The 22,726-nt window shown below is 42.5% G+C and carries 23 protein-coding genes, 1 tRNA gene and 1 pseudogene; 17 read left to right on the top strand and 8 right to left on the bottom strand.

Annotated elements, in window-relative coordinates; all coding sequences use genetic code 11:
- The first annotated feature begins 112 nt into the window (after window positions 1-112).
- From K1F36_RS00125 to ribB, 11 genes are all read left to right on the top strand, one after another.
- Window positions 113-1,333, top strand: a complete 1,221-nt coding sequence (locus K1F36_RS00125) for an aminotransferase class I/II-fold pyridoxal phosphate-dependent enzyme (protein ID WP_220111981.1) — start codon at window positions 113-115, stop codon at window positions 1,331-1,333.
- Between the two features lie 72 nt (window positions 1,334-1,405).
- Window positions 1,406-2,896, top strand: a complete 1,491-nt coding sequence (gene nhaC, locus K1F36_RS00120; protein WP_220111980.1) for a Na+/H+ antiporter NhaC — start codon at window positions 1,406-1,408, stop codon at window positions 2,894-2,896.
- 209 nt (window positions 2,897-3,105) lie between these two features.
- On the top strand, window positions 3,106-3,750 hold the full coding sequence (locus K1F36_RS00115) for a peroxiredoxin (RefSeq protein WP_108247238.1): 645 nt from the start codon (window positions 3,106-3,108) through the stop codon (window positions 3,748-3,750).
- A 7-nt stretch (window positions 3,751-3,757) separates the two neighbouring features.
- On the top strand, window positions 3,758-4,072 hold the full coding sequence (locus K1F36_RS00110) for a thioredoxin family protein (protein ID WP_220111979.1): 315 nt from the start codon (window positions 3,758-3,760) through the stop codon (window positions 4,070-4,072).
- Window positions 4,053-4,310 carry a DUF6952 family protein gene (locus tag K1F36_RS00105; protein WP_220111978.1) on the top strand — a complete coding sequence of 86 codons (258 nt, stop codon included), beginning with the start codon at window positions 4,053-4,055 and terminating at the stop codon, window positions 4,308-4,310. The genes K1F36_RS00110 and K1F36_RS00105 overlap by 20 nt, the downstream gene beginning before the upstream one ends.
- A gap of 95 nt (window positions 4,311-4,405) precedes the next feature.
- Entirely contained in the window at window positions 4,406-4,912 is a 507-nt protein-coding gene (gene tpx / locus K1F36_RS00100) for a thiol peroxidase (protein WP_220111977.1), read from the top strand.
- Entirely contained in the window at window positions 4,905-5,270 is a 366-nt protein-coding gene (locus K1F36_RS00095; RefSeq protein WP_220111976.1) for a diacylglycerol kinase family protein, read from the top strand. Before tpx ends, K1F36_RS00095 begins: the two co-directional genes overlap by 8 nt.
- A gap of 62 nt (window positions 5,271-5,332) precedes the next feature.
- A complete protein-coding gene (locus tag K1F36_RS00090) occupies window positions 5,333-7,723 on the top strand; it encodes a DNA translocase FtsK (RefSeq protein WP_220111975.1) in 2,391 nt (796 codons plus the stop codon).
- A 4-nt stretch (window positions 7,724-7,727) separates the two neighbouring features.
- The gene (lolA1, locus tag K1F36_RS00085) at window positions 7,728-8,375 is read left to right on the top strand and encodes an outer membrane lipoprotein periplasmic chaperone LolA1 (protein WP_166250442.1); all 648 of its coding nucleotides are present in this window, start codon (window positions 7,728-7,730) and stop codon (window positions 8,373-8,375) included.
- 3 nt (window positions 8,376-8,378) lie between these two features.
- On the top strand, window positions 8,379-9,872 hold the full coding sequence (locus tag K1F36_RS00080) for an LptF/LptG family permease (protein WP_220111974.1): 1,494 nt from the start codon (window positions 8,379-8,381) through the stop codon (window positions 9,870-9,872).
- The gene (gene ribB, locus K1F36_RS00075; RefSeq protein ID WP_220111973.1) at window positions 9,869-11,008 is read left to right on the top strand and encodes a 3,4-dihydroxy-2-butanone-4-phosphate synthase; all 1,140 of its coding nucleotides are present in this window, start codon (window positions 9,869-9,871) and stop codon (window positions 11,006-11,008) included. Before K1F36_RS00080 ends, ribB begins: the two co-directional genes overlap by 4 nt.
- Before the next feature lie 28 nt (window positions 11,009-11,036).
- Here ribB and K1F36_RS00070 read toward each other — a convergent pair whose 3' ends face one another.
- Together K1F36_RS00070 and K1F36_RS00065 are read right to left on the bottom strand one after the other, a co-directional pair.
- Entirely contained in the window at window positions 11,037-12,230 is a 1,194-nt protein-coding gene (locus K1F36_RS00070; protein ID WP_220111972.1) for a DegT/DnrJ/EryC1/StrS family aminotransferase, read from the bottom strand.
- Window positions 12,231-12,242: 12 nt separating this feature from the next.
- A complete protein-coding gene (locus K1F36_RS00065; RefSeq protein WP_220111971.1) occupies window positions 12,243-12,995 on the bottom strand; it encodes a sulfite exporter TauE/SafE family protein in 753 nt (250 codons plus the stop codon).
- Between the two features lie 183 nt (window positions 12,996-13,178).
- Between K1F36_RS00065 and K1F36_RS00060 the strand changes: the two genes are divergently transcribed.
- The 3 genes from K1F36_RS00060 to K1F36_RS00050 all read left to right on the top strand — a co-directional run bounded on the left by K1F36_RS00060 (window position 13,179) and on the right by K1F36_RS00050 (window position 15,374).
- Window positions 13,179-13,679 (top strand): outer membrane beta-barrel protein, encoded by a 501-nt coding sequence (locus tag K1F36_RS00060; protein WP_220111970.1) that lies wholly within the window; start codon window positions 13,179-13,181, stop codon window positions 13,677-13,679.
- 128 nt (window positions 13,680-13,807) lie between these two features.
- Window positions 13,808-13,892 (top strand) — tRNA-Ser (locus K1F36_RS00055).
- A 252-nt stretch (window positions 13,893-14,144) separates the two neighbouring features.
- Complete coding sequence (locus tag K1F36_RS00050; protein ID WP_220111969.1) at window positions 14,145-15,374, top strand: site-specific integrase; 1,230 nt, start codon at window positions 14,145-14,147, stop codon at window positions 15,372-15,374.
- Window positions 15,375-15,765: 391 nt separating this feature from the next.
- Here K1F36_RS00050 and K1F36_RS00045 read toward each other — a convergent pair whose 3' ends face one another.
- The 3 genes from K1F36_RS00045 to K1F36_RS00035 are packed head-to-tail and all read right to left on the bottom strand — an operon-like array spanning window position 15,766 to window position 17,974.
- Window positions 15,766-16,521: a helix-turn-helix domain-containing protein gene (locus K1F36_RS00045; protein WP_220111968.1), complete on the bottom strand. Its 756-nt coding sequence runs from the start codon at window positions 16,519-16,521 to the stop codon at window positions 15,766-15,768.
- Between the two features lie 51 nt (window positions 16,522-16,572).
- On the bottom strand, window positions 16,573-16,926 hold the full coding sequence (locus K1F36_RS00040) for a hypothetical protein (RefSeq protein ID WP_220111967.1): 354 nt from the start codon (window positions 16,924-16,926) through the stop codon (window positions 16,573-16,575).
- Window positions 16,927-16,930: 4 nt separating this feature from the next.
- Window positions 16,931-17,974 carry an NAD-dependent epimerase/dehydratase family protein gene (locus K1F36_RS00035; protein WP_220111966.1) on the bottom strand — a complete coding sequence of 348 codons (1,044 nt, stop codon included), beginning with the start codon at window positions 17,972-17,974 and terminating at the stop codon, window positions 16,931-16,933.
- A 614-nt stretch (window positions 17,975-18,588) separates the two neighbouring features.
- Between K1F36_RS00035 and K1F36_RS00030 the strand changes: the two genes are divergently transcribed.
- From K1F36_RS00030 to K1F36_RS00020, 3 genes are all read left to right on the top strand, one after another.
- The gene (locus K1F36_RS00030) at window positions 18,589-18,795 is read left to right on the top strand and encodes a hypothetical protein (protein ID WP_220111965.1); all 207 of its coding nucleotides are present in this window, start codon (window positions 18,589-18,591) and stop codon (window positions 18,793-18,795) included.
- A 119-nt stretch (window positions 18,796-18,914) separates the two neighbouring features.
- Window positions 18,915-19,856, top strand: a complete 942-nt coding sequence (locus tag K1F36_RS00025; RefSeq protein ID WP_220111964.1) for an SDR family oxidoreductase — start codon at window positions 18,915-18,917, stop codon at window positions 19,854-19,856.
- A 141-nt stretch (window positions 19,857-19,997) separates the two neighbouring features.
- Window positions 19,998-20,906 (top strand): helix-turn-helix domain-containing protein, encoded by a 909-nt coding sequence (locus K1F36_RS00020; RefSeq protein WP_220111963.1) that lies wholly within the window; start codon window positions 19,998-20,000, stop codon window positions 20,904-20,906.
- Between the two features lie 30 nt (window positions 20,907-20,936).
- On the opposite strand, the gene K1F36_RS00015 is transcribed toward K1F36_RS00020, so the two are convergent.
- From K1F36_RS00015 to K1F36_RS00005, 3 genes and pseudogenes are all read right to left on the bottom strand, one after another.
- A complete protein-coding gene (locus K1F36_RS00015) occupies window positions 20,937-21,203 on the bottom strand; it encodes a winged helix-turn-helix transcriptional regulator (RefSeq protein WP_220112361.1) in 267 nt (88 codons plus the stop codon).
- A gap of 167 nt (window positions 21,204-21,370) precedes the next feature.
- On the bottom strand, window positions 21,371-22,339 hold the full coding sequence (locus K1F36_RS00010) for an aldo/keto reductase (RefSeq protein WP_220111962.1): 969 nt from the start codon (window positions 22,337-22,339) through the stop codon (window positions 21,371-21,373).
- 82 nt (window positions 22,340-22,421) lie between these two features.
- A pseudogene (locus K1F36_RS00005) lies at window positions 22,422-22,589 on the bottom strand (Crp/Fnr family transcriptional regulator); the annotation flags it as partial.
- Window positions 22,590-22,726 lie beyond the last annotated feature (137 nt).

The following is a 22,726-nucleotide window of genomic DNA, read 5'->3' as shown; positions in this document are numbered from 1 at the left end:
TTTACGGAATAATTTCCTAATTTTTATAGCTATTCCGACCAATCATCTTCATTTTAATACATCTATTGATTTTAGGTCTATCAATTCCTAATTTTACTAAAAACAGCACATTATGGAATACAAAGCATCGGAACACATACAGGACCTTCAATATTTTGGTGAATTCGGAGGTGTAAACCCTTCCATATCAGATTCATCGACCTACACATTTCTATCGGCAAAAACCATGTTCGATACCTTCGAGGGCAATACCGAAGGGTGCTACCTGTACAGCCGCCACTCCTCCCCTTCCAACCTGTATTTGGGCGAGGCCATGGCACAACTGGAAGGCACGGAATCGGCCAATGTGTACGCAAGCGGAATGGGCGCCATTACTGCGATGATTCTTCAATTGTGTGATACAGGCGATCATATCGTTTGCAGCCGAACCATTTACGGAGGAACCTATGCGTTCCTGAAGAATTTTGTGAAAAAGTTCAATATCGCAGTCTCCTTTGTGGACATTACCGACTTGGAAACGGTGAAGAACTCCATCACACCAAAGACCAAGATGGTCTATTGCGAGGCAGTAAGCAATCCATTGTTGGAAATTGCGGACATTCCTTCGTTGTCGAAAATCGCAAAGAACAATGATATGCCCTTGGTGGTGGACAATACGTTTTCGCCGCTGACCATTAACGCAGCAAAGCTGGGTGCCGATATTGTAGTGCACAGTCTTACCAAATTCATCAACGGCACCAGTGATTGTGTTGCTGGCGCTGTTTGTGCATCCACAGATTTCTGTTTGAGTTTGAAAGATGTGAACAACGGAGCGGGAATGCTCTTGGGCAGTACGTTGGACAGCCTTCGTGCCGCTTCCATTTTGAAGAATATGCGAACGTTGCACATCCGAATAAAAAAACATAGTGAAAATGCCCACTACCTCGCCGAACAGTTTGAAAAAGATGGTTTAAAAGTAGTGTATCCCGGTCTGGAAAGTCATTCCGGGCATCGTTTGATGAAATCCCAAATGAACCCAGAATACGGTTTTGGCGGAATGCTTACCCTTGATGTAGGTTCCGTGGAACGTGCCAATACCTTGATGGAACTGATGCAAAAAGAAAAATTGGGCTATTTGGCAGTAAGTCTTGGCTTTTACAAAACATTGTTCAGCGCTTCGGGAACCTCCACATCTTCAGAAATTCCAGAAGAAGAGCAAAAGGAACTGGGTCTATCCCAAGGACTTATCCGTTTTTCCATTGGTCTGGACAATGATATCCGAAAGACATACACCACCATGCGAAGCTGTATGGAAAAGTTGGATATTCTATCGCCAGATGCAAGTTTGGCCTAGTTAAGTCGACTAATGGGGTTTGCACAACAAGGTGCAAAATCGTAATATTACCTCTTAACAAACTCAGACCAAATGCCGAACAAAGAGGAAAAACCAAAATTTAGGGAAGACGAACATATTGTAGAGAACAAACAACTGAGCATCACGGAAGCGTTGATACCCGTATTCGCCCTTGTTGCCATGCTGGCCTACAATGTTTTTGTTTTTGGTGATGACGCCCTAAGCGGTTCCAACCAGTTTATACTCTTAATGGGCGGAGCGGTCGCGGCAATCGTTGGTTTTTTCAACAAGGTATCCTATGATCAAATGATCGATGAGGTGGCCGAAAATGTTCGATCCACCACAGGTGCTTTGCTTATCCTTTTAATGGTGGGCGCATTATCCGGAACATGGCTGGTAAGCGGAATTATTCCGGCAATGATCTATTACGGACTTCAAATTTTGAATCCAACCATATTTTTGGCGGCCTGTGTGGTAATCTGCGCCATTATTTCCATTGCTACGGGAAGTAGCTGGACCACTGCCGCAACTGTTGGTATTGCATTGATAGGTATCGGCGAGGCCTTGGGCATTTCGTTGGGGATGACGGCAGGCGCCGTGCTTTCCGGTGCTTACTTCGGGGATAAAATGTCACCATTGAGCGATACCACCAACTTGGCCCCCGCCATGGCGGGAGGGGATTTGTTTTCCCATATTCGATATATGACCCTCACTACGGTTCCGACCATTGTGGTGACCTTGATTGTTTTTATTATTCTTGGTTTTACAATTGATACATCCGGAGTGGCAGACACAAGTTCGCTCCTTACCAATATTGGGTCTACCTTCAATATTAATGGTTGGCTGTTTATTGTACCCTTGGTCGTAATTGGATTGATTCTTAAAAAGGCGCCGCCATTGATGGCTCTTTTGGTAGGAACTTTGTTGGGCGGTGTTTTTGCGCTAATTTTTCAGCCTGACATCGTAGCCAATATCGGTGGAGGCACCGCATTGAATTTTGAAACAGGGTACAAAGGAATTATGAATGCCATCACAGTTGATACTGAAATTGCCACAAATGATCCTGCCCTGAACGATTTATTCTCTTCGGGTGGAATGTCGGGTATGCTCGGCACCATTTGGCTGATAGTCTGCGCCATGGTATTTGGCGGAATTATGGACGGTATCGGGGCTTTGGAGCGTATCACGGAATCCCTTTTAAAATTGGCCAAGACCACTTTTGGACTGTTTGCAAGCACCGTGGGAAGCTGTTTGGCATTGAACGTAACCGCTTCCGACCAGTATCTGGCGATTGTAGTGCCCGGAAAAATGTTCTCGAAAGCCTATAAGGAACGTGGTCTTGCCCCCGAAAACCTGAGCCGATCATTGGAGGATTCAGGAACGGTGACCTCCGTTCTGGTGCCTTGGAACACCTGCGGTGCTTATCATAGTAGCGTTTTGGGCGTTGGTGTCGGTGAGTACTTCCTATATGCTATTTTTAATTGGTTAAGCCCTATAATGACGTTGCTTTTCGCTGCTTTCCGAATCAAGATCAAGCAACTTACTACCACGGCCTCTGAATAAATTTTATTTTCAGCTTTTTCAATAGCCCGGTATCTTTGAGAAGTCGTTAAAATTCGATGTGCAATTTTGCCACAACCTCAATATTGATAGTGCTTTTTTATGGCATAGTCACGGCTTATCCAACCATAAGAAATACTAATTTTTAAGTTGGTAAAAGCCGTAAAACCACCCTATTTTTGCTACTCGAGAATTTAAAAAACATCCAATAAATGACTTTAGTAGGAAGAAAATTTCCAAACATTGAAGTAAACGCCATCGACGAATTGGGCGACACGTTCAAAATCAACATTTTAGAGAAAGCCAAAGCAGAAAACAAGAAGGTTTTGTTGTTCTGGTACCCAAAAGATTTCACTTTTGTTTGTCCGACCGAGCTTTTTGCCTTTCAACAAAACCTAAGTGAGTTTGAAAAGAGAAATACCATTGTTATCGGAGCTTCTTGTGATACTGCCGAAGTACATTTTGCTTGGTTGAACACCGAAAAGGACAATGGAGGCATCGAAGGAGTTACCTACCCTATCGTTTCTGACAGCAATAGAAACTTGGCATCCGCATTGGGCATCTTGGACATTATGAAAGAAGACTATAACGAAGAGACCAACTCTGTTGTAGTGGAAGGCGACAACGTAACATACAGAGCTACGTACTTGATTGATGAAGAAGGAACCGTATTCCACGAAAGTATCAACCACATGCCGTTGGGAAGAAACGTAAAGGAATTTTTGCGTTTGGTAGATGCCTACACCCACGTGCAGGAAAAAGGTGAGGTTTGCCCAGCCAACTGGGAAGAAGGAAAACAAGCCATGAATGCGGACAGAGCCGGTGTTTCCGATTACTTGGCCAATCACGTAAACTAAGAGCGCTATGGTTGTAGAATTGGACAAAGACAATTTAAGCGAGGTCATTGCCAACAATGACAACGTAGTGGTGCAGTACAGCGCATCTTGGTGCGGCAACTGTAGGATCATGAAGCCAAAGTTCAAAAAGGAAGCGTCTTTGAACGAGAACGTAACCTTTGTTATGGTCGATGCCGAAAAATTCCCGGAATCCAGAAAACTGGCCAATGTGGACAACCTACCCACTTTCGCCGCTTTTTCAAAAGGATCTTTGAAGAATCAGGTGCAGACCAATAAGTATGATGTTTTAAAAGACTTGATCCATGAAGTTGCCCATAATTAAACAATTGGTCAATTTTGCCGAGGAGCACGATGAGGACTACTTGCAGGAAACTGCGGATACCCTCGAAAGTGTTTGCGAAGTTTCCAGTTTAAAAGATGAGGAACTGGATATGATCGGGGAATTGATCTCCAATATTTACGGAGCCATCGAAGTGACGCATGAAATCAAGAACGGTACTCCCAAAAAGGAAGCACTCAATGGTTTTATGTCGAGGGTGCTTGGCTCTATAGACAAGTAACGGACATTGTCACAAACACTATAATAAGAACCTTCCCGGAACAGACTTCGGGAAGGTTTTTTTAGTATTTTTGGTTCCGAATCAAAACTACTACTATGGCAACTGTAACACTTAAAGGAAATGAAATTCATACACTTGGCAACCTACCAGAAAATGGTTCCCAAGCCCCAAGCTTTACTTTAGTAAAAACCGACCTTTCCTCCACTAGCCTATCCGATTACAAGGGTAAAAAGGTTGTTCTTAATATTTTTCCCAGCATCGATACGGGAACTTGTGCGCAATCTGTGCGACAGTTCAACCAAGAAGCTGCTGAATTGGATAATACCGCAATATTGTGCATCTCCAAAGATTTGCCTTTCGCCCAGGCACGTTTTTGTGGCGCAGAAGGTATTGACAAAGTAGAGACCCTTTCCGATTTTAGGGATGGGAACTTTGGTAAATCCTACCATGTTGAGTTTACTGATGGTCCGTTACAAGGATTGTTATCTCGCTCCGTTGTAGTGGTCAATGAAAATGGAGAGGTAGTTTACTCTGAACAGGTATCGGAAACTGTAGATGAGCCAAATTACAAAGCCGCTCTTGAAGCTTTGATGGATGCCTAAAGAATCTTTTTTTAAGAACAGGATCAAAAGCATTGGCTTTGCCCTTAAGGGCATGTTTCTGTTGTTACGGACAGAACCCAGCATCAAAATCCAGTTCTTTATCACATTGATTGTCACTGCTTGTGGCTTTTACTTTGAAATCTCCTCCACCGAATGGATAGTTCAGGTTTTGGCGATAGGGATGGTGATGGGCGTAGAAGGTGTTAACACGGCCATTGAAAAAATCTGCGACTATATCCAGCCCAATTTGGATCCTAAGATTGGTTTTATAAAAGATATTTCCGCAGGGGCCGTTATGATAGTATCAGTCTTGGCAAGTATTATAGGTTTGATCATCTATGTCCCCAAGATTTTTTAGTAAAATCCAAGACCCCGAGTAGCAACGTAAATTTGTAACTTAGCCCTGCTTAAAAACGATTAATGGCCAAAAAAAGAACAAAATCAAAATCAAAAAAAACTACCACAACTGCCAAAAGGAAGCTGTCCTTTAAACCTTCCAAGCAGAACAAGATTATTTTCGGTAGTCTTTTGATCGTTCTCAGCATAGCGCTTTTCTTCTCCTTCATGTCTTTCTATTTTACATGGCAGGAAGATCAGAGTATGCTATCACAATTTGCAGACCGCAATGTCGAAGCCAGCAATCTGCTCAACAAATTTGGTGCCAACGTAAGCCACTTTTTTATGTACCGGGGATTTGGGCTTGCCTCCTTTGTATTCCCTTTTTTATTGGCCATTACCGGACTCTATTTATTTCTTGCTTTAGATGGCAAGCGACTGATATACAAATGGATTTGGGGATTGGTCGGAGTTATCTGGGGGTCTATTGCCTTGGGCTTTTTTGCGGCCGATTATCCTCTTTTAGGCGGACTGATAGGTTATGAGATGAACGATTTTCTTCAAGATTACACTGGTAAAATTGGTGTGTTCTTGATTCTGATATTTGTTTTGATGGTAATCTTGGTGCGATTGTTCAATTTCACCCCCGAAGGGTTCGCCAACTTCTTCAGACGACAAAAACAAAAGATAAAATCAGATTTTAAGGAAGAACCAACTGTCCACACCAAGGATACCCCAGTTCAAGAAGATGACGAAGACGGTCTGATATTGACCACAGAAGAGACGGTTCCCGAAAAAGTGGACACCTACACGCATAAAAAAGATATTCCTCCTTTGGATGAAGCTGGGCTCGACGTAAACATTCCCGAAGAGGAAGAATCAGACATAGCATTAAAAGTCGAGGAAACTCCGGTTGAGGAAGAAGAAACCGATGCCAAAGCAGCCAAACTGGTAGAGGATTTTGGAGAGTTCGACCCCAAATTGGAATTGGGCAACTACAAATTCCCTACCATGGACCTGCTCGAAGCACATGGGGCTTCCGGTGGAATCACCATCAATCAAGAGGAGCTTGAGGAAAACAAAAACCGAATCGTTAGCACCCTCAAAAACTATAAAATTGGGATTGCGCAGATCAAAGCGACCATAGGTCCGACCGTAACCCTATACGAGATTGTTCCAGAGGCCGGAATCCGAATCTCCAAGATCAAAAACTTGGAAGACGACATCGCTTTGTCATTGGCTGCATTGGGTATCCGAATCATCGCCCCTATTCCCGGAAAAGGAACCGTGGGTATCGAGGTACCGAACAAAAACGCCACCATCGTTTCCATGCGCTCGGTGATTGCATCGAATAAATTCCAAAAGGCAGAGATGGAACTGCCGATTGCCTTCGGAAAAACCATCAGCAACGAAACATTTGTGGTGGATTTGGCCAAAATGCCCCACTTGCTCATGGCAGGTGCCACCGGTCAAGGTAAATCCGTGGGTCTAAATGCCGTCATTACTTCCCTCCTCTACAAAAAGCATCCAGCGGAGGTCAAATTTATATTTGTTGACCCCAAAAAAGTGGAATTGACCCTCTATAACAAAATTGAGCGTCATTTCTTGGCCAAATTACCAGATTCCGATGAGGCCATCATAACGGACAATACCAAAGTAATCAACACTTTGAACTCTCTCTGCATTGAAATGGACAACCGCTACGAGCTGCTAAAAACGGCAATGGTACGTAATATTAAAGAGTATAATGTGAAGTTCAAGGCGAGAAAGCTCAACCCGAACGACGGGCACAAATTTCTTCCCTACATTGTTTTGGTGATAGATGAGTTCGCCGATTTGATCATGACAGCTGGCAAAGAAGTGGAAACACCCATTGCCAGATTGGCACAGTTGGCACGTGCCATCGGTATTCACTTGATCATTGCAACACAAAGACCTTCGGTAAACGTGATTACGGGTATTATCAAAGCAAACTTCCCGGCGCGGATTGCGTTCAGGGTAACTTCAAAAATCGACTCAAGAACCATTTTGGACGCCCAGGGGGCCGACCAGCTCATTGGTCGAGGGGATATGCTCTACACTCAAGGGAACGATGTTACCCGATTGCAATGTGCCTTCGTTGATACACCCGAAGTAGCCAAAATCACCGATTACATTGGATCACAGCGTGCCTATCCGGAAGCCCACTTGCTGCCAGAGTATGTAGGTGAAGAATCTGGCACAAGTCTTGATAATGATATCGAGGACAGGGATGCCATGTTCCGGGAAGCTGCCGAAGTAATCGTTACAGCGCAGCAAGGTTCGGCCTCTTTGATCCAACGAAAATTAAAATTGGGATACAATCGTGCCGGTAGAATCATAGATCAATTAGAAGCTGCCGGAATTGTTGGGCCATTTGAAGGCAGTAAGGCCCGACAGGTTTTGGTCCCCGATATGTATGCCTTAGATCAATTATTAGAAAATGAAGCAAAATAAAATCATGATCAAGAAAAGTATTCTTTTTATAACATTGTTTGCAGTTGGACTTTTTTCTTACGGGCAAAACTCAGGTAAAGCAAAAGCTTTGTTGGACGAGGTGTACAACAAAGTACAGAGCTACGATAATATTTATATTGATTTCCAATCCACTTTGGAGAACACAGAGGCCAACCTAAAACAAGAAACCAACGGAAACGTGACCTTGGATGGTGAAAAGTACCTACTGAACTATTTTGGGGCCAAGCAAATGTACGATGGCAAAAAAGTCTACACCGTAGTGCCCGAAAACGAAGAGGTTACCATTGAGGACGTTAATGAGGACAACGACAACGTAAGCCCTTCCAAAATGTTGACCTTTTACAAAACGGGGCATAATTACGAATGGGACATCCTTCAAAATGTGGGGGGCAGGAAAATTCAATACGTAAAATTGATTCCGATTGATTCCAATACCGAGATCAAATCAGTGCTTTTGGGAATCGATACGCAAACAAAACACATCTACAAGCTGATCCAAACGGGAAGCAATGGTACCAAAACCACTATTACCGTTAATTCTTTCAAAACCAATCAGCCCATATCGAGTACTCTGTTTACCTTTGACGAGAAAAAGTACGAGGACAAAGGGTACTACATCATAAGAAACTAGGCATTGAAAATACTTGACCAGTATATACTAAGAAGATTTCTTTACAACTTCTTCAGTTCCTTTTTCATCCTGATCGTCATATTCATTTTTCAGGGAATATGGCTTTTCATCGATGATTTAGCTGGAAAGGGACTGGGCATGGTCATTATTGGCAAGTTTATTTTTTACTTTATTCCCACATTGGTGGACAAAGTACTGCCCCTCACAGTACTCCTCTCCTCCATCCTTACCTTTGGTACGTTTGCGGAAAACTATGAGTTCGCCGCCATGAAAGCTTCCGGGATATCCCTACAAAGAGGGATGCGCAGCCTTATCGTATTTGTATTGTTCTTGGGATTGGTGACCTTCTTTTTTGCCAATGATGTTATCCCAAAATCCGAACAAAAAATGTTCAATCTTAGACGGAACATCGCCAAGGTGAAACCAGCCGCGGCAATTACCGAAGGTGTTTTTAGCGACTTTGAGGGAACCGGTCAAGGAATGAACATCAAGGTGGATAAAAAATATGGCGAACAGGACCGTTTTTTGGACAATGTAATCATCCACAAGAAAACGGACCAAAACATCAATAATACGGTCATCAAGGCCAAAGCGGGTGAATTGATCAGTAGCGAGGAATCCGATATTATCCAATTGGTACTGAAAGATGGGAATTACTACGAAGAAATCGTAAAAAAAGACGCCCAAGAAAAACGCAAACAACCCTTTGCAAAATCCAATTTTGATACCTACACCATCAATATTGACATTTCGGAACTCAACGACCAAGATTTGGAAGAGGACCAAAATATCACCACCAACAAAATGAAAAATGTTGGCCGCCTGATCAAGGACATCGATTCCCTACGGGAAAACAATCTGGAAAAAGTAACGGCGTTTTCCAAAAACGTGGTGAACCGTATGGGAGCCTTTCCTGTTAAGGCACCCATAGACACTACAACACAGAAATTAGAACTTTTAAAGGCAAAGGACACCATTCAAAGGGATTCCATTAAAAGTATTGACCAATTTGTGTCCGGTTTAGAACAATGGGAACAGATTCAAGTCATGAAAAAAGCTCTGAACGAGGTTTCCAGTATCATAAATACGGTAGATTCCAAAAAAGACGAACTCCAGAGCCGATATAAATTTTACAACAGCCATATATTGTCGCTGCATCAAAAATACGCGCTTGCACTTTCCTGCATTATCCTATTTTTTGTGGGGGCACCTTTGGGAGCCATCATCCGTAAAGGAGGGTTGGGATTGCCCATGGTTGTGGCCATTATCCTATTTTTGACCTATTACTTTATCGGCGTATTTGCCGGTAATTATGCCAAGGAAGGAAACATTCATCCCGCTATCGGAGCCTGGCTGCCCACTATGATCATGCTGCCGTTGGGCATTTCGCTGACCAGAAGGGCTACTGCTGACAAGGGATTAGTAGGGTTTGGTCATTTTATAGACCGTATCAAATCATTATTTAAAAAGAAAGAGAAAGAAGCTGAAGACCAATGATCGCCAAGGATAAAAAAATACAATTGAACGCCATTGAAGAAGCCATTGCCGACATTAGAGACGGTAAGGTAATTATTGTAGTTGATGATGAAAACCGAGAAAACGAAGGTGATTTTATTGCCGCTGCCGAGAAGGTCACCCCCGAAATGATCAATTTTATGGCCATGCACGGTCGTGGGCTTATCTGCGCGCCACTTACGGAAGATAGATGCGAAGAACTGGAATTGAACATGATGGTGCAGAACAACACTGTACTTCATCAAACTCAGTTTACCGTATCCGTGGATTTATTGGGATATGGTTGTACTACAGGTATCTCGGTCCATGATCGGGCCAAGACCATAGCTGCGCTTGTAAATAAAGACATAAAACCTCACGAGTTAGGGAAACCTGGTCATATCTTCCCTTTGAGGGCCAAAAATGGAGGTGTTCTACGCCGTTCCGGACATACAGAAGCTGCTATTGATTTTGCACGATTGGCGGGATTGGAACCAGCCGGTATTTTGGTTGAAATATTGAATGAAGACGGAACAATGGCCCGTTTGCCACAACTATTGAAAGTGGCCGAAAAGTTTGATCTTAAAATTGTTTCGATTGAGGATTTGATCGCCTATCGAATGGAACACGATAGCTTGATAGAGCTCAAGGAAGCTTTTAACATACAAACAAGGTTTGGCGAGTTCCGTTTGAGAGCTTACAAGCAAACCACGAACGACCAAATCCATATCGCCCTTTTGAAAGGAAATTGGAAAACCGGGGAGCCTGTGCTGACACGAATCAACTCTACCTTGGTGAACAACGATATTCTGGGCACCCTGACCAATAATCCGGATGAGGCGCTTCAGCACATGTTCGATGCCTTGAACAAAGAGGAGAAGAGTGCCATGATTTTTATTAACCAAGGGAACCAATCCATGAACTTGTTGAACAGACTGTCCGAATTCAAAAAATTACAGGACGAAGGCATAAGTAAAGCCCCTAAAGTTGAAATGGACAATAAAGATTTTGGCATTGGAGCTCAAATACTGCATGATATCAACATCTCCAAGATTAGATTATTGACAAACTCTGGTCAAACCAAACGTGTGGGCATGGTAGGCTACGGTCTTGAAATTGTGGAGTATGTGAATTACTAACAGACGATTCCAGTTCCACTGATCACCATCAGATTGATGCCTTTATGGCCTCTGCCATTGTGTTGGCCCGGGCAACGGTTTCTTCTTCCGACCATCCCAATTTAATCAAACAGGATATGTTTCTGGACATCCATTTATCAGATTCGGAAAAATCAGCTTTGCTGTAATCGGGCAAAGCCTCTTGTACATCTTTTGGCAGCTTACCCAAAGATTTCAAATTAGTGAGATGTTCCCATTTTTTATAGTAGTGCCAGTTATTGTCGTACCAATAAAAACAACCATCCACCCCTGCCTCAATCAATTCTTGATGGGCCACTTGGGCCAATTCTTCTGTAGGCATGAAAAAGTTTAGAAATGAATAGTTCTCCTCTCCCCCATCTGGAACAGTTCTAAAAACAACCTCGGGAATATTGGACAACGCTTCCCTCAAAATGGTATAATTCCGCTTTTGAATGGCCAAAAACTCATCCAAACGGGCCAATTGGGCAACACCTACTGCGGCATTCATTTCAGAGATTCTAAAATTATATCCTAAAAATGGGTGTTCTTCCGCCCCTCTGTTGTTTCCCATATGATCATGACCGTGATCGGAATATTTATGGGCATTTTCATAATAATCGTGATTGTTGGTAATCATTGCACCGCCTTCTCCACAAGTAATAGTTTTTACATAATCAAAAGAAAAACAGCCCAAATCTCCAATACTCCCCAGTGGTTTTCCATTATAGGTGCCTCCTATGGCCTGACAGGCATCTTCCAGTAATAACAGACCATGTTTGTTACAAATGGCTTTCAAAGCATATAAATTGGCCATAGAACCACACATGTGCACGGGCATCACCACTTTGGTCTGTGGGGTAATGGCCTTTTCGACCGCCTCAGGTTTCAAGGTAAGGGTATCATCAATGTCGACCAAAATAGGTACTGCTCCCAAAGCGAGAATGGACTCAAAACTGGCTACAAAGGTAAAAGTAGGTATAATCACTTCATCCCCCGCTCCAACTCCTGCACTGGCCAAAGCCACTGTCAATGCAGCAGTTCCACTGCTCACAACATGTGTATATTTGGATTGCATTCGTTGGGACAGTCCGGACTCCAGCTCCTTGGTTTTCCAATGTCCGTTTCGCAAATCATCAAACCCGTAGCGCATGAGCACTCCGGAGTCCATTACATCTTGTACTTCTTTTCTCTCCTTATCCCCAAAGAGTTCAAATCCCGGCATAGTAAATATTATTTAAAAGAACCATAGTTTGATGGCCATCAAAACCACTGCTATGATCAAAAACGTTTTTATAAATCCGTCTCCTTTTTTTACAGAAAACCTACTGGCGAACCATGCTCCCGACCCATTTCCGATAGCAAGAACAAGGCCCATTTTCCAATCCACTTTATCGTTCAATACAAAAACCGCCAATGCGGCCAACATATAAACAAAAACCACGGCCACTTTGGTCGCATTGGACCTTACTAGATTCATTTGATTAAAATAATGCAAAAACAGCATCATTAAAAATCCAAGACCCGCATTGATAAAGCCCCCATAGATACCAAAAAAGAAGAAAACCACAAGAGCAATCCAAAGATATTTGCCCGTGAGTCGTTCTTGCATCTCGTCTATCCTCATTTTGGGCTTAAAAATGATGATAAGTACTACGGCAATCATTACTATGGCCAAAATCCTATTGAAGGTTTCCCCATCAATATCCACTGCAATGTATGCACCTATTATAGCTCCCAAAAAAGCCGATATCCCCAAATAAATATTAAAAGGATACGTAGAAATCCCTTTACTCTTGAACCCTGCAGTACCCATCACCGTTTGGATAACAATGGCCACCCGATTGGTGCCGTTGGCAACGGCCGGCGGTAGCCCCAAAAAGATTAAGGTTGGCAATGACAGTAACGACCCACCCCCTGCTACGGTGTTAATAAACCCCACTGCAAAACCAACAGCAATCAATAGCAAATAATGGTACCACTCAAGCATAAAAACAAAGGTATGACCATTGTTTTGAACGGCATATAGAATTGATGAACTTTAGTAAAATCAAGAATCATCAAAATAAGCAAGAAAGAATACTACTAATTTGCCAAAAACATATTTTAATAGTGTTAAAAATGTCATTTTTTTAAAAATTATTACATTTGATTTAACCTTAAATACAATCTCATGAAAAAAATCGCATTATTTACACTAGCCGCATTTTTTGGATTAACCTGTGTACAAGCACAAGGTGATTTCAAAGCAGGAATCCATGCAGGTCTTCCCATCGGGGATGCTGGAGACTTATCGACATTTGCAATTGCCGTGGAATTAGGCTACTTGTTCGATGTGTCCGATGAGTTCCAAGCTGGCCCGACTTTGGGCTATTCACATTCTTTCGGTGACGAAATAGATACTGGTTTTGGAACTATCGATGTTGATGACGTGCAGTTCCTACCCATTGCCGCGGCAGGTCGTTTCAGTGTTTCCGATGAATTCTCGCTAGGCGCGGACCTTGGCTATGCCCTAGGAATAAGTGATGGCAACGATGGTGGATTTTATTATGCACCAAGAGCCGCATACTCCATAACCGAAATGATGGACATTGTGCTAGCTTACAGGGGGGTAGCCCTAGATGGAGGTAGTTGGGACATTATCTCCTTAGGATTGGAGTTTGGCATTGATTAAAACCCACCTATCCTTAAAACACTATCCGATGTGCTCCAACAGGTACATCGGATTTTTATTTTTATACAACAATAAACCAAAAAGGTCTTTTGGGATAAGAAAAAGCTTTATATATTTGCACCCGCTTAGGAGGAATGGCAGAGTGGTCGAATGCGGCAGTCTTGAAAACTGTTGAGGGTCACACCTCCGGGGGTTCGAATCCCTCTTCCTCCGCTGAGAGATATCATCTCAAAACATTAAACCCTGTAAATCAATAATTTACAGGGTTTTTCATTTTTTATAGTATCAAATAATATCATTTGAAACTATATTAAAAAGCACCCCTTTCGGTGCCCCCTCCAATCTCATCAAAAAGGGGCACCTAATAACATTTAAAATATTGTATATCAGATATTTATAATGATTATTGTTTAATATTTTTTTTCTAATTTCAAGGCAAATAATGTTAAAATCGGTGTCACTTTTATGGTATCTCTTCTCTTCTATCTCAGAAAATACAAACAAGACCGCATTGGCAGGTCAACCATTTATGTCAGAATTACAATCGACGGAAAGCGTGCTGAGTTCAGTACAAGACGCAAGGTGCACCCCAGTGCATGGGATGCGGCATATGGTAAGGTATTGGGGTTCTCCCAAGAAGTAAGGCAGTTAAATTCCTATTTGAGCAAGATACGCACTGACCTTTACCTCCATGCAGACAAGTTGAGGGGTCGAGATCAAGTGCTCACCGCGGTGTCACTTAAAGAGTCCTATTTGGGATTGGACAGGCCCAGCAAAATGCTTTTGGAGATATTTCAGGAACACAATGACAGGGTCAATGAATTAATAGGAAAAGATTTCGTTGCCGGTACAGCAGAACGGTACAAAACCGCAAAAAGCCATCTGTGCGAATATCTCCGTAGGGAACTCAGAAAAAAGGATATTCCAGTACAGCATGTAGACCATGCCTTCATTTCAGGGTTTGAATATTACTTAAAGACTAAAAGAAAATGTAGTCACAATACGGCCATTAAATATGTGGTGAACTTTAAAAAAATAATTCGGATTGCCTATGCCAATGGATGGATTACCAAAGACCCTTTTGCCAATTGGAAAGCAAGATTGAAAAATGTTGAACGGGAATTTCTGACCAATGAAGAACTACAACAATTGATGGATTATCCTTTTACAAATGAGCGCTTGGAGCATGTAAGGGATTGTTTTGTTTTCTGTTGCTTTACCGGATTGGCCTATGCGGATGTAAAAAAATTGACGCATGACGATTTTGTTGTAGGGATTGACGGAGACCTTTGGATCAACACAAAACGGACTAAAACTAAAACAAAAAGTAACATTCCTGTTTTACCTACTGCCTTGATGATCCTCGAAAAGTATGAGCACAGTCCCCTACTCGTGGATAAAAAAGTATTGCCCGTATTGACCAATCAAAAAATGAATGCCTATTTAAAGGAAATAGCGGACCTTAGCGGAATCAACAAACACCTGACCACTCATTTGGCCAGACATACTTTTGCGACTACTGTAACCCTCTCCAATGGCGTCTCAATTGAGTCTGTAAGCAAGATGCTGGGGCACAAATCACTCCGAACAACACAACATTACGCCAAGATTTTGAACAGAAAAGTGAGTGAGGACATGCAACTATTAAAAAAGAAACTTAACTTTCAGCAAAAGGTCTTATCCAAAAATACCTAAGCTTTTTGTCCCATAATCTTACCCCTAACTTTTGCACGCGTTTTCTGTTTTTATATTATAGCGTTCAGGATATTTATTTTATATATTTTTTTCATAAAAGCTTTAAAAACCTGTTTGTCAAGTAAGGGGTCGCGGGTTCGAGTCCCGTCCACGGGCTTTAATTAGATAATGTAGTGGAAAGTTTCGTAAGAGAACCGATTAGTCACCCATGGTCCTACATGACCATTGCAAGGGCTAGCATAAATTTTGCTTTGGTTATGTGAAAAATTTATTGTTCAATTTTTCACTCAAAAAATTAGAGTTGGGACCATTTTCTCAATATACCCTCGCAATCCAATAAATCATTGTTATGACACACCTTTAATTAGAATCCGGGTTCATCCAAATGAGTTCAGCTGTTATTATCTGTTGCAAGTTGCGTGGGGGTTTGGCCAAATTGTTTTTTAAATGCCACTGAAAAATGGGATAAACTTTCAAATCCTAGATCTAGGTAAATATCGTTTGGCTTTCTACGCTTTTTATCAATCAAAAAATAGGCTTCCGCCAAACGTTTTTTCACCAGCCATCGACTTGGGGATTCCCCAAATATTTCCTTAAAATCCCTCTTGAAGGCTGATAGGCTCCTCCCTGTCAACGTTGCAAACTGGTCTATGTTCACATTGAACGTAAAGTTTTTGACCATAAACTTTTCCAAGTCTATTTTTCCAGGTTTTCGGAAATCAAACAAGACATCGGCCAGTTCAGGCTTTTCTTTCAATAGAATGATCAAAAGTTCTTCATATTTTATATCCTCAAATTCCGCTTCCAATTCCATGGCTCCTTTGTAATACGGTTTAATGGAATCCATAAAACTGTTTATCAATGGTGAACTGGATATCCTTATAAATGCATCACGGAATGCATTCTGTTGTGCCTCAATCTGGTGTTTGTTTTTAAAGGCCTGTAAAAATGATTCACCAAAACAGAATATGACAGGCTCAAAAGACGTTTCACTTCCCACGAGTTCATACTTTACCAATCTGTTTTTTTGAGCTATTCCATATTCACCGGCCCTAAAAATCGTTCTTTGATTCCCATCATACGTTTGGATGGCACCCCTGGCCACATACATGAGCACAGTGTCCGGAACAAACTGTTCCTTCAACATATGGACTCTTGTATCTTCTGTAATCGCTCTCAGCTGTTGTTTTTTTAAATACTAATTGAACTTCAAAGGATGTCCCAGGTAAATCAGTAGCAAGGGCATTAGGACAAATGGGATTTCAACCAACGCAAATTTATAATTCCCTGCCTTAAGGGACAAGGCCATTAAAAATACCAAAAGTAAGGCCCTTATTGTGTTTCCGATGAAGAATGTCCTTGGCAATAGTATCAGCAGCACCGAACCAAAGGACAAAACACCGAACACAATTCTCATTGTGTCGGTGATGCCCAAAGAATTCATCATGTCCAAATATTGTTCAGAGGGCTTTTGAAACACCCTTAAACCATGGCTTATCCCGATATAGACAGTGATAAGCAATACGATTCCGCTAATGATCCTAGTGGTCATATGTTCACCCTTTTATTAAGTTATATTTTTTCATTGAATCCACTGCAGCCAAAATGGTCTCTTCCTGAGTGGCCATAGGGGTCCATTTTAATATGCTCTTTGCCTTTTGATTGCTTACATTCCGGTTGATTTTGGCCAGCAAGGCACTTTCCCTGGCTTTGGCATTGAACAGTGAAGCTATGGTAAGAACAAGGCTGGGAAGTGTTCTGGACGAAACATTAAGGGACACTTCAGGTCTTTCCTTTTTCAACAATTCGGCGATTTGGGGCAATGAGATCTGTCCATCAGCAGAGGCTATAAAACGATTACCATTGGCCTCGACGGTCTCCATGGCACAAATATGCAATTTGGCAACATCCCTGACATCAACGATATTCAATGGAATGTTTGGAATTGCCTTTAAGGAACCGTCCAATAGAGCCTCAAGCAAGTGAAAACTTCCGGAAACATGGGAATTCAAGCTAGGTCCCAAGATGGCAACTGGGTTGATGGTGGCAAATTCAAGGTTTCCCCCTTCTTTTTTGATAAACGCCCACGCTGCCTTTTCTGCCATGGTCTTTGATTTTTCGTACACGGAAATCGCCCTATGCTCCGTGTTTGTCCAATCTTCCTCGGTGGTGGGTCTGGTCCTATCGGTCTGGGTAAATCCAACCGCTCCAAAATTTGAGGTCATTATAACCCTTTTGACCCCCTCCTTTTTGGCCAATTCCAAAATACGTAATATCCCATCCCTTGCGAGGCCCATGGCTTCTTCTTCATTTTTTGGCCTGTCGAAAAATACCGGAGCGGCCACGCTCATGATATACGTACAGCCTTTAATTGCTTTTTCCCAGTTCTTGTCATTGGTTAGATCCGCCTCATAAAAGGACAATCCTTCAAGATTCGTGATGTCATTGTCCTTTAAGGTTTGTAGTATCCCATCAATACTTGCTTTATCTCTTATAGTTGTTCTGACGGAATAGTCTTTCTGTAACAATTGGAACAGGATGTGCATCCCTACAAATCCGGTTCCACCTGTTACCAACACTGTTTCTTTGCGGTTCATCATTTAGTTTTCATCTCCTGCAAATCTCAATATACTTTGACAGTTTTAGTTTATTGAAAAGCCCAAACACACTTTATTGAAAAGTCCAAAAAATAAGTTCACAAGTCCCTTTGGGTATGATAAGACTAAAAAAGCTTCAGAACTCTTGACGGTCTTTATCAAGAAGTGATCATACTGAAAAACTTTTTGTTGCCTATGACATTCAGAAGGAGATGGCTCAAATCAATATTTTAGAACCTGTTCGTGACAGATCCAAGCTTTCACAATACAGATCATTTTTCAAGGAATGAATCCACACCCATAAGCAAAGTGGTGATATCCCCTATGTGATAATCCTGCAATACTGTGATTTATGACTACAACAAAAGGCGTTCTAGATACGTCGGTCCATCCAATTAAACTGAATTTTGGGGTGTCATTACTCATCAAAATGATAGCATTTGGAAATGCCTCTGGTATCTACTAAAGCACAATGTGTAAGTGGGCTTGGACAGATAAGAAATACATCCTAAAAGTAGTGGACAGTAAAGAAGAAAGAAGCATTCAATCAACCATTCGGGTGAATCACATCCGTCTATTTGTTGAAGAGTTATTGGTAACAATTAAATAAGAATAAAATGGAAAAAAACATCAAAATTGACAAACTTTCTGTGGTTCAGACCCTACTATCAAACGCAATTCCACCCATTGGGTTCTTTTTGTATTTCAGGTACAGAAATGCCTTTCCCAACAAGGCCAAAAAGGCACTGATCAACGCTGCCGTAGGGATTCCAATCGCCATGATCATGGGATATATCTTCAATAATTACATCTTGACCTCATAACGTATTTGCCAGTACTTCAAAAACACACCTGAATAAAAAGTACAGTTCAAGTCGACCTAGGGGTTTCATTGAAATTACAACGAACTACAGTAACAGTTTAGAATTAAAAGCATCGAAGAATGAAAAACAAAATCAAAAATTGGACTGCATCCGATATTCCCAAAAGTAGCGGGGGGTTGGCAGTGGTAACGGGTGGAACCGAGGGTATCGGCTTTCAAGATGTCCTTGCACTGGCATCGGCCGGGTGGGAAGTCATCATGACAGGGCGTGACCCCAAAAAAGGTATGGGGTCCATTGTACAGGTCCACAAATCATATCAAAAGGCCAAGGTGAGTTTCGAGAAAATCGATCTTGCCAACCTTTCCTCGGTCAAGGCCTTTGGGGAGAGAATGAAGGAAAAAGGCAGATCCATTGATCTTCTTATCAACAATGCCGGTATCATGACCCCACCCAAACGGCTTGAAACCGCCGATGGTCTGGAACTACAGTTTGGCACGAACCATATTGGGCACTTTGCATTGACAGCCCATCTTGTGCCACTTTTAACCATGGGAAACAATCCCCGCGTGGTCACCGTTTCGAGTATCGGAAACCGCGATGGCAGGATCAATTTCGACGATCTCCAGTCAACATCTTCCTATAAGCCCATGGAAGCCTATGCACAATCCAAACTGGCCAATCTCATGTTTGCCTTTGAGCTTCAACGTCAAAGTTACAAGCATGATTGGGGCATCATGAGCTTATCAGCCCACCCCGGTGTTTCCCGCACCAATCTTTTGATCACCGGTGCGGGTAGATGGAGTTCTTCGGGGATAATGAGGACATTTCTTCCTTTTATGTTCCAACCACCCGCCATGGGGGCCTTGCCGACATTGTTTGCCGCTACCTCCCCTGAGGCGGAACCAGGAGCCTATTATGGCCCAAATAAATTGAGTGAGACCCGAGGATTTCCCACTCCGGCAAAAATACCGGTACAGGCCGAGGATAAAATGGTTGCCAAAAAATTATGGGACATATCCCTTGAGTTGGCCAATGTTACCTATGACCATAAAAAGTATTAATTTTAAATACGTGATATATGGTCTGATCGATTGGTTTGGCACTATGGCCGGGCAGCACCAAATTTGTCCTGGCCGGGTTTCCCTTTTATGATCATGCCTTAATAATCCATCGACATATCCTTTTACCCAAAATTCAAATGGATGAACACGCTACGAATTAAATCAATAACCGAACTGCACCGGATGATAGGTTTGGCCCCACCAGAGCATCCCCTAATCAGTGTAATGAACTATGCGGATGTACAAATGCCCGAGGGCTTCACTGAAATGAGGGCCATATTGGATTTTTATTACATCACCTTGAAAAGGGGATTCAAGAATAAACTACAATATGGACAACAGACCTATGATTTCGATGAGGGACTCATGGGCTTCATGGCCCCAAACCAATTGATATCGGGTGGTGGACCATCCCCTGAGGATGACCTTAAGGGATGGATCATGCTCATCCATCCCGATTTTATATGGAATACAACGTTGGCCAAAAAGATCAAGACATATGAATTCTTTGGATATGCCGTACATGAAGCACTCTTTTTATCCGACAAGGAAGAAACCATTGTCAATGGCATCGTCGCTGCCATCAAGAATGAATATCATTCCACCATTGATAAATTCAGCAAGCAAATTATAATAAGCCATGTTGAAAATTTGCTGAGCTATGTAGAGCGATTTTACAATAGACAATATATCACAAGGGAAAAGTCCAATCATCAAATTTTGGAAAAATTGGACATGCTTTTGTCCACCTACTTCGATGATGGGGACTTGGTTTCAAGAGGGTTGCCGACCGTACAGTATATCTCGGAAGGGCTGCATATCTCCCAGAACTATCTTCGCGGATTGTTAAAAATGTATACCGGTAAAAATACACAGCAGCACATCCATGACATGTTGGTCGATAGGGCAAAGGAAAAATTATCGACTACCGAACAGTCCGTCAGCGAGATTGCCTATGACCTTGGGTTTGAGCATCCACAGAGTTTCAGTAAACTGTTCAAAAAGAAAACGAGTATGAGCCCTTCCGAGTTTCGGATTTTATACAATTAGACAAAATCCCTTGGCCCCCATTTCGTTACTTTAAAATTCCAGAACCCAATCTTTTAAGGAGTCCAGGATAGGCAGCATTGCCTTTCCTTGATCTGTAAGCTGATATTCCACCCGTGGTGGTATTTCCTTATAGGCCGTTCTCAAAATAATGCCATCTTCCTCCAATTCCCTTAACTGTTCGGTCAATACCTTTCGGGTAACATCGGGAATGATTGCATCCAATTGACCAAAACGAATGGTCCGGTCACGGATTACATTGAAGATAATGGGCTTCCACTTATTCCCGACCTTCCCAATGGCCCTTGTGAGAGGGCAATGGGAATTACAAAATTTTTAATCCCTATGGATTTCATGGCAACTTTAGACATTCCATTCACTACAGGCCGCTCCATTGGAGCTGGCCTGTAGTAGAGATGGGATGATTGGTATCAAAGCTTCACTGAAGCTACCATTGCAATCAAAGATTATTTGCCGATCTTCTTTTGAATTTGTGACGGATAGCGCTCCCCTACAATTTTAATGGCCTCCAAGGCACCTTCAATTTTCTTCAGCTCGTCCTGTGACAATGCCACCTTTACCCCACCAATGTTTTCCTGTAAACGGTGTAACTTGGAAGTTCCTGGAATGGGAACAATGAAGGGTTTCTGGGCAAGGAGCCATGCGAGGGCTATTTGGGCCGGGGTGGCCCCTTTGTCGTTGGCCACGGAAACCACTAGGTCCACCAGTGCCTTATTGGCCTTTCTGTTTTCCTCTGAAAAACGGGGCAAAAGATTTCGTGGGTCCGTATCGTCAAATTTGGTTTCCGCAGATATCGTACCCGTTAAAAATCCTTTGCCCAAAGGACTGAAGGGTACCAATCCGATCCCCAGTTCCTCCAAGGTTTGCAACACTTCTGACTCGGGCTCCCGATAAAATAGGGAATATTCGCTTTGCAGTGCCGAAAGGGGTGTTTCCCCATGCGCCTTTCGTATGGTTGCCGAATCCACCTCACACAGTCCAAAGTACTTGACCTTGCCTTCCTGGATCAGGTCGTTCACGGTTCCTGCCACCTCTTCAATGGGTATGTTCGGATCAAGTCTGTGCTGGTACAGCAGATCAATATGATCGGTTCCCAATCGCTCCAATGAGGTTTCGACAGCCGACCTTATACTTTTTGGACGGCTTTCCACCTCAAATTGCGCATCCGGTTTGAACCCAAACTTGGTCGCGATGACCACTTCACTTCTAATGGGAGCAAGTGCTTCCCCTACCAAAAGCTCATTGTCCCCATAACGAAGTGCCGTGTCAAAAAAAGTGATTCCCTCGTCAAAGGCCGATCGGATCAATTTAATAGATTCCGTTTTGGAAGGGGCGCCAGGGAAACTCAATCCCATACATCCATATCCCAGGGTGGAGACTTCCAATCCACAATCGCCTAATTTTCTTGATTCCATTTTTCTAGATTTTTTGATTATCATTGATACAAAGGTTGCCCTTTGTAAAATGGATTCGTTTGACATAAGGCAAAAAGCAGGATTACCCAATACTTTTCCGGACCCTGCTCAAGGTCGATTGGGTGATTCCCAGATAGGATGCGATATAGGACAACGGAATTCGATTGACCAGGTTCGGGAATTTCTGCATAAATTCAAGATACCGTGTTTTGGCATCCTGTTCGATCAAAGGACTTCTTCGCTCCAATTTTTCCCGTTGTTGCTTGGCTGCAAAAAACGGGCATAGTATACCACCTTCGGCGGATTAAACTGAGCCACCCGCGGCGGACCAAAGTGAGCATAGTGGGGCGGATGAAAGTGAGCCACTAAAAAGATCGATTCTATTTG

This window comes from Flagellimonas abyssi, assembly GCF_019457905.1.
Taxonomy (GTDB): domain Bacteria; phylum Bacteroidota; class Bacteroidia; order Flavobacteriales; family Flavobacteriaceae; genus Flagellimonas; species Flagellimonas abyssi.
Note: the sequence above shows the minus strand (reverse complement) of the source record. Positions and strands in the feature narration are given on the sequence as shown.

Coding starts and splice junctions, on each gene's coding strand:
- K1F36_RS00125 (WP_220111981.1), top strand. CDS start 113: ATGGAATACAAAGCATCGGAACACATACAGGACCTTCAATATTTTGGT.
- nhaC (WP_220111980.1), top strand. CDS start 1,406: ATGCCGAACAAAGAGGAAAAACCAAAATTTAGGGAAGACGAACATATT.
- K1F36_RS00115 (WP_108247238.1), top strand. CDS start 3,106: ATGACTTTAGTAGGAAGAAAATTTCCAAACATTGAAGTAAACGCCATC.
- K1F36_RS00110 (WP_220111979.1), top strand. CDS start 3,758: ATGGTTGTAGAATTGGACAAAGACAATTTAAGCGAGGTCATTGCCAAC.
- K1F36_RS00105 (WP_220111978.1), top strand. CDS start 4,053: ATGAAGTTGCCCATAATTAAACAATTGGTCAATTTTGCCGAGGAGCAC.
- tpx (WP_220111977.1), top strand. CDS start 4,406: ATGGCAACTGTAACACTTAAAGGAAATGAAATTCATACACTTGGCAAC.
- K1F36_RS00095 (WP_220111976.1), top strand. CDS start 4,905: ATGCCTAAAGAATCTTTTTTTAAGAACAGGATCAAAAGCATTGGCTTT.
- K1F36_RS00090 (WP_220111975.1), top strand. CDS start 5,333: ATGGCCAAAAAAAGAACAAAATCAAAATCAAAAAAAACTACCACAACT.
- lolA1 (WP_166250442.1), top strand. CDS start 7,728: ATGATCAAGAAAAGTATTCTTTTTATAACATTGTTTGCAGTTGGACTT.
- ribB (WP_220111973.1), top strand. CDS start 9,869: ATGATCGCCAAGGATAAAAAAATACAATTGAACGCCATTGAAGAAGCC.
- K1F36_RS00070 (WP_220111972.1), bottom strand. CDS start 12,230: ATGCCGGGATTTGAACTCTTTGGGGATAAGGAGAGAAAAGAAGTACAA.
- K1F36_RS00065 (WP_220111971.1), bottom strand. CDS start 12,995: ATGCTTGAGTGGTACCATTATTTGCTATTGATTGCTGTTGGTTTTGCA.
- K1F36_RS00060 (WP_220111970.1), top strand. CDS start 13,179: ATGAAAAAAATCGCATTATTTACACTAGCCGCATTTTTTGGATTAACC.
- K1F36_RS00050 (WP_220111969.1), top strand. CDS start 14,145: ATGGTATCTCTTCTCTTCTATCTCAGAAAATACAAACAAGACCGCATT.
- K1F36_RS00045 (WP_220111968.1), bottom strand. CDS start 16,521: ATGTTGAAGGAACAGTTTGTTCCGGACACTGTGCTCATGTATGTGGCC.
- K1F36_RS00040 (WP_220111967.1), bottom strand. CDS start 16,926: ATGACCACTAGGATCATTAGCGGAATCGTATTGCTTATCACTGTCTAT.
- K1F36_RS00035 (WP_220111966.1), bottom strand. CDS start 17,974: ATGATGAACCGCAAAGAAACAGTGTTGGTAACAGGTGGAACCGGATTT.
- K1F36_RS00030 (WP_220111965.1), top strand. CDS start 18,589: ATGGAAAAAAACATCAAAATTGACAAACTTTCTGTGGTTCAGACCCTA.
- K1F36_RS00025 (WP_220111964.1), top strand. CDS start 18,915: ATGAAAAACAAAATCAAAAATTGGACTGCATCCGATATTCCCAAAAGT.
- K1F36_RS00020 (WP_220111963.1), top strand. CDS start 19,998: ATGAACACGCTACGAATTAAATCAATAACCGAACTGCACCGGATGATA.
- K1F36_RS00010 (WP_220111962.1), bottom strand. CDS start 22,339: ATGGAATCAAGAAAATTAGGCGATTGTGGATTGGAAGTCTCCACCCTG.